Source organism: Dyadobacter sp. (genome assembly GCF_051859145.1).
GTDB lineage: Bacteria > Bacteroidota > Bacteroidia > Cytophagales > Spirosomataceae > Dyadobacter.
Window position 1 is genome coordinate 1 of sequence record NZ_JBHYGF010000284.1, and the last position, 5,641, is coordinate 5,641.

Annotated in this window: 6 protein-coding genes; 1 reads left to right on the plus strand and 5 read right to left on the minus strand. The window is 44.5% G+C overall.

All coding sequences use genetic code 11. The annotated features are described in order from the left end of the window. Positions 1-1,142 (minus strand): MBL fold metallo-hydrolase (locus ACTIE6_RS16225; protein WP_439557637.1); only part of this gene is annotated, 1,142 nt, incomplete at its 3' end. 38 nt (positions 1,143-1,180) lie between these two features. Next, entirely contained in the window at positions 1,181-1,708 is a 528-nt protein-coding gene (gene hpt, locus ACTIE6_RS16230) for a hypoxanthine phosphoribosyltransferase (protein WP_439557638.1), read from the minus strand. A gap of 122 nt (positions 1,709-1,830) precedes the next feature. Here hpt and ACTIE6_RS16235 point away from each other — a divergent pair, with 122 nt between their 5' ends. Continuing rightward, a complete protein-coding gene (locus tag ACTIE6_RS16235) occupies positions 1,831-3,054 on the plus strand; it encodes a tetratricopeptide repeat protein (RefSeq protein ID WP_439557639.1) in 1,224 nt (407 codons plus the stop codon). A 39-nt stretch (positions 3,055-3,093) separates the two neighbouring features. Here ACTIE6_RS16235 and ACTIE6_RS16240 read toward each other — a convergent pair whose 3' ends face one another. From ACTIE6_RS16240 to ACTIE6_RS16250, 3 genes are all read right to left on the minus strand, one after another. After that, complete coding sequence (locus ACTIE6_RS16240) at positions 3,094-4,455, minus strand: dipeptidase (protein ID WP_439557640.1); 1,362 nt, start codon at positions 4,453-4,455, stop codon at positions 3,094-3,096. Between the two features lie 87 nt (positions 4,456-4,542). After that, the gene (gene plsY / locus ACTIE6_RS16245) at positions 4,543-5,196 is read right to left on the minus strand and encodes a glycerol-3-phosphate 1-O-acyltransferase PlsY (protein ID WP_439557641.1); all 654 of its coding nucleotides are present in this window, start codon (positions 5,194-5,196) and stop codon (positions 4,543-4,545) included. A gap of 154 nt (positions 5,197-5,350) precedes the next feature. Continuing rightward, on the minus strand, positions 5,351-5,641 hold a 291-nt coding region (locus ACTIE6_RS16250; protein WP_439557642.1), incomplete at its 5' end, for a hypothetical protein.

The window sequence follows — 5,641 nt, forward strand, 5'->3', positions numbered from 1 at the left end:
TTTAATGCACCGGCAAGTGTGTTGGCAGAAGCATAACCTACCAGCAAAATCGTTGCATTACTATCTCCTATATTATTTTTAATATGGTGCTTGATCCGCCCAGCTTCTGCCATTCCTGATGCGCTGATGATAATGCAGGGTTCTTTTTTATCATTCAATGCAATGGAATCTTCCACATCGGAAATGTAATGCAGATATGGAAACGCAAATGCATCTCCGTCTTTCTCAATATAAGCAAGTATTTCAGGGTTAAAACATTCATCGTGTTCCTTCATAATCGCAGTGGCACGAATTGCCAGCGGACTATCAATATACACGGGAATATGCGGCAGCTGGCCGGAACTATATAGTTGGTCCAAAGCATAGATCAATTCCTGAGTGCGGTCAATGGCAAAGGCAGGTATGATCAGTTTCCCATTCCTGTCCACACAGGTTTCTTTAACAATGCGCAGCAAATGCGACTTCATATCGACTTCCTTTTCGTGAAGCCTGTCGCCGTAAGTTGACTCGCAAATGATGAAATCTGCCTGCGGAAATACGTCTGGCTTCTTTAAAATTCGGTCTTCGGGTCTGCCGATATCTCCGGTAAATGTCAATTGTTTTGAAGTACCTCCATCCGGAATGGTCAGGTGAACAGCCGCGCTTCCCAGCAAATGCGCTGCATCGGTAAGCAAGACGGCAACTTCCTTATCTTCGCCTACATAGAAGGTCTGTCCGTACTTCACTGTTTTAAACAAACTCAATGCATGTGCTGCATCCTCTGCATTGTACAACTCTTCGAGCAGCGGCCTGCCCTGGTGCTGTCGGCGTTTATTAATCCTTTCAAGGTCTTTTTCCTGAATGTAGGCGCTGTCCATCAGCATCACGCGGCAAAGATCCGCCGTAGCCGGTGTACAATAAATCTCTCCTTTGAAACCCTTTCTGACCAGTCTTGGAATCAACCCTGAATGGTCAATGTGGGCGTGAGACAATAACAGATAGTCTACCTCTCCGGGTTTGAACCCAAAACTCTCATTGAACTCGTCGGTTTGTATTCCTTGAAAAAGACCGCAGTCGAGCAGAATTTTTGTTCCTTTTTCGGTAGTGATCAGGTGCTTGCTTCCGGTTACGGTTTGTGCTGCCCCAAAGAACTGAATGAGCATAAAAAGAATGGTGGTTAGTTGAGTAGTGTGTACCGCATTTAAGCCAAAACATACAGGCAATCCAGGTTCCGCCCTATTCCGTCATAGTCCAAACCGTAGCCGACTACAAACTTGTTCTCGATTTCAAAACCTGTATATCGCATAGAAACCGGGGTTTTCAATGCATCCGGCTTATGAAGCAAAGTGGCAATTTCGACGGATTTGGGCGAAAGCGCGTGTACCTTTTTTACAAGTGCTGACATCGTCAGTCCCGTATCAATAATATCTTCAATAATGATAACATCCCGGTCTGTGAGATCCTGGTCCAAACCCATAATCTCTTTCACTTCGCCCGTTGACTCAGTTTTTGAATAGGAGGAGAAGCGGATAAATGTAATTTCGCACGATAAACCCACTCTTTTAACCAGCTCACTTGCGAATAAAAAAGCACCATTTAAAACGACCAGGAAAACAGGACAATGGTCTTCATAATCCTTGGTGATCAGCGCGGCCAGTTCGGAAATGCGGCCTTCGATCGTCGCGTTGGGAATGAATGGGACAAAAGTTTTATCGTGGATGTTAATCATTTTCTAAGGTGTCATTTTAGCAAAAGCTCTGAGGATCAATATTAACTCTTTTTTCAAAAACCGGGCCGCTGACAAACGTAAAATATAAATCGCTCGTTAATAGGAACAAGTTTACCCCTGCTATGAAAAGTATCATTAACACCATCATATTCTGCTGCTTAGCTTTAATTATCTCCTCCAAAGCTTCTGCTCAATTGTATTCTTCGGCCGAGTTGGACAAGAATTACGATATGATCCTGAAAAACCCGAGCGTGCAGATCGAGTCTACGGAAGCGATCAATATGCTTTACAATTATCAGTTTCATGAAGCGGATGCAGAGTTCAGGTGGTTGAAATACAGGTATCCGAAACACCCGATGCCGCACTTTTTGATGGGCCTGGCAGAGTGGTGGAAAATCGTGCCTAATACCGAAAATGAAGCTTACGACAAAACCTTTCTGGCACAAATGGACTCGACCATCAACCTGGCTGAGGAACTTTACGATAAGGAAAAGAACAAAGTAGAGCCTGCATTTTTCCTGGCTGCTGCATACGCATTCAAAGGCCGGTTGTATGCCGAAAGAGAGAGCTGGACGAAAGCTGCATTTGCCGGAAAAAAGTCACTGAAATATTTTGAACAATGCAAAGGAAATGGCGATCTGACTCCGGAACTGCTCTTTGGCGACGGACTTTATAATTATTATGCAGAATGGGTACCCAAAGAATATCCCATTCTTAAACCCATCCTGGCGCTTTTTCCAAAAGGAAATAAGAAGCTTGGCGAGCAGCAGCTTGAAAAAGTAGGTAACAATGCATTTTATACGCGGGTAGAAGCCAGGTACTTCCTGTTGCAGATTTACAGCATGGAAAATGAGCACAACAAGGCTTATGAAATGGCGAAGTACATGTGGCAGACTTACCCTAACAATCCATATTTCGAAAGATATTTCTGCCGGACTGCATTTGTCACCGGTAAAATGGGCGAAGCTGAAAGGGCAGCACAGAATATCATCGATAAGATCAGCAAGGGAATGCCGGGTTATGAAGGAGTAAGCGGCCGGAATGCGGCTTACGTACTGGCTTATTACAACATGAACTATCACCGCAACTACGACCTGGCAGGCCAATATTACCAGAAAGCGATTGACTATTCAACGCAGACTAAATCGATGAATGCGGGATACTATGTCTCTTCGCTGATTGGTTTGGGTAAAATTGCAGAGCTGAAAAAAGACTATGAAACCGCTTTGAAATACTACAAACTGGCCGACGACCGCGCTGATAAAAAAACCAGCCAGGATAAAGAAGCCAAGGCAGCGATTTTGAATTTGAAGAAAATGAAGCGGGAACAGCGGCGGAAAAGATAAGGTTGTGCCCGCCCTTCGAAGGGCAGGCACAACGCTACATTACTTCTTCAACTCCGCATAATGCTTGAAAAACAACGGGATCGTTTCTATTCCTTTATAATAATTGAACAGCCCGTAGCTTTCATTCGGCGAATGTAGTGCGTCAATATCAAGACCGAAGCCCATTAGAATGCTTTTGCAGCCGAGTTCCTGCTCAAACAGCGCTACAATCGGGATACTTCCTCCTCCTCTTGTTGGAATTGGTTTTTTGCCAAAAGACTCTTCCATCGCCAGCTCGGCAGCTTTGTATTCGACAGAATCAGTAGGTGTTACATAAGGCAGGCCGCCGTGGTGCGGGGTTACTTTCACTTTTACCGAAGCCGGCGCGATTGATTCGAAGTGTTTTGTAAACAACTCTAAAATCACGTCGTCTGTCTGGTGGGGAACGAGCCGCATAGAGATTTTTGCATTGGCTTTGGAGGGTAAAACCGTTTTTGCGCCCTCGCCGATATAACCTCCCCAGATTCCATTTACATCCAGTGTCGGCCGGACAGATGTTCGTTCAATAGTTGTGTAACCTTCTTCTCCCTGGATATCGTTAATATCCAAGTCTCTTTTATACTCGCTCAGATCAAACGGCGCTGCATTCAGTGCGTCACGCTGCTCCTGTGAGAGGTCCTCTACTTTGTCGTAAAAACCCGGGATTGTAATGTGTCCGTTTTCATCTTTGAGCGACGCGATCATCTCGCAAAGTACGTTAATAGGGTTCGCCACGCCGCCGCCGTATACTCCGGAATGCAGGTCGCGGTTTGCGCCCACTACTTCCACTTCCACATAAGTCAATCCGCGGAGACCGGTTTCAATGGAAGGTACATCATTGGCAATAATGCTGGTGTCCGAGATCAGGATGGTATCACATTTGAGCATATCGCGATGTTCCCGGACGAAAGTACCAAGGTTGGAAGAACCGATTTCCTCCTCGCCTTCAATCATTACTTTCACATTGCAGGTAAGCGTATTGGTAGCCAGCATTGTTTCCAATGCTTTGATATGCATATAAAACTGACCTTTGTCGTCGCAGGCGCCACGTGCATAAATGCGCTCGTTTTTGATCACGGGTTCAAATGGAGGCGAGTTCCAGAGTTCGTAGGGATCTGCCGGCTGCACATCATAGTGACCATAGATAAGTACTGTTGGCAATGCAGGATCAATGATTTTCTCTCCATAAACAACAGGATGCCCGGCTGTTTCGTAAATCTCCGCTTTGTCTGCGCCCGCTTTTTGAATGCTGTCGCGCACAAATTCCGCTGCTTTGAGCATATCTCCTTTAAACTTGGAATCGGCACTTACTGAGGGAATGCGGAGCAAATCCAGGAGTTCATTCAAAAATCTATCGCGGTTTTCTTCAATATATGTCTGCATTGTTGTGGATTAAAATGACGAGCCAAGATAAAAAAATAACCCCTAAGGTTTCCCCAGGGGTTTGGATTTCTTAAATACCAGTGTCTTTTACTGCGCGCTGCCGGATTTGCGTCCGAAGATTTTGACGCGGTTTTCATTTCCATTCAAAAGCCTTACGATGTTCTTCTGATGCGTAAAAACTACGAGAACAAACATCACAAAACCAAAAACGATCAGCAGCGGCTCCGGGTGGCCGAATGCACCAGTCCACGAAAGTACCGGGAATGCAAGCGTAGCTAGGATGGAGCTGAGCGAAACGTATTGAGATGCTATTAGTGTCAGAATAAAGATTGTGATGCAAACGGAAGCAAGCTCGGGGTGAATTGCCAGTACCATACCCAATAAGGTCGCGATACCTTTACCTCCTTTGAAGTTGACGAAAACAGGGAAAATATGACCGATAATGGCGATGATCCCGAAAAGGATCTTGTAAACCAGCAGCTCCGTCTCGCCGATTTCATTCATATAAAAGAGCATGGAAGCGAGGCAAGTTGCAGTCCAGCCTTTCAGTACGTCAATCAACATTACGATTGTTCCGGCACGTTTTCCCAGAACCCTGAAAGTATTGGTAGCCCCTGCATTGCCGCTACCCTGCTTGCGAACATCAATTCCAAAATATCCTATTCCGTACCACACTGAACTTGGAATAGACCCCAGCAAATAAGCGGCAACAATTGATACTATTAATAAAGCAACACTCATTTTGTACTATTCAATGATAATATTAAATTAGAATCAGATTTCTTCAAAAATACAACAGTTGTGTCATTTTACAACAAAATTGTACCTAAAAACCATGATTATGTATGCAGAATTTCATTTTCTAGCATAAAGTACTGCATTTATTAAAATTTGCTTAGAATCCTTCGGTTGGTTCTTCCTTTTTCTTCTTTTGTTCTGCCGGCGCACTTACCGGTTTTTTCTTTGCAGTTGTTTTTACAAGCTTCGCTTTCTTGACAGCAGGCTGATAAAAATCATCAAACCGGTTTACAAACATATCCTTCTCTTCAGACCCGATCGACACCAGCGTCATATCTTTGGATTTCACATTTTTGGACTTTGCTGTGATCTGATCATTGAAGTCGACCATGGAAGAGACAACGCCCAGTTCGCCCAGTTTGTAATCCATATAATACCAGATATCGGG

What these genes read in the sequence shown, in the direction of transcription:
- hpt (WP_439557638.1), bottom strand. Translation starts at nt 1,708, where the DNA reads ATGATTAACATCCACGATAAAACTTTTGTCCCATTCATTCCCAACGCG.
- ACTIE6_RS16235 (WP_439557639.1), top strand. Translation starts at nt 1,831, where the DNA reads ATGAAAAGTATCATTAACACCATCATATTCTGCTGCTTAGCTTTAATT.
- plsY (WP_439557641.1), bottom strand. Translation starts at nt 5,196, where the DNA reads ATGAGTGTTGCTTTATTAATAGTATCAATTGTTGCCGCTTATTTGCTG.
- ACTIE6_RS16240 (WP_439557640.1), bottom strand. Translation starts at nt 4,455, where the DNA reads ATGCAGACATATATTGAAGAAAACCGCGATAGATTTTTGAATGAACTC.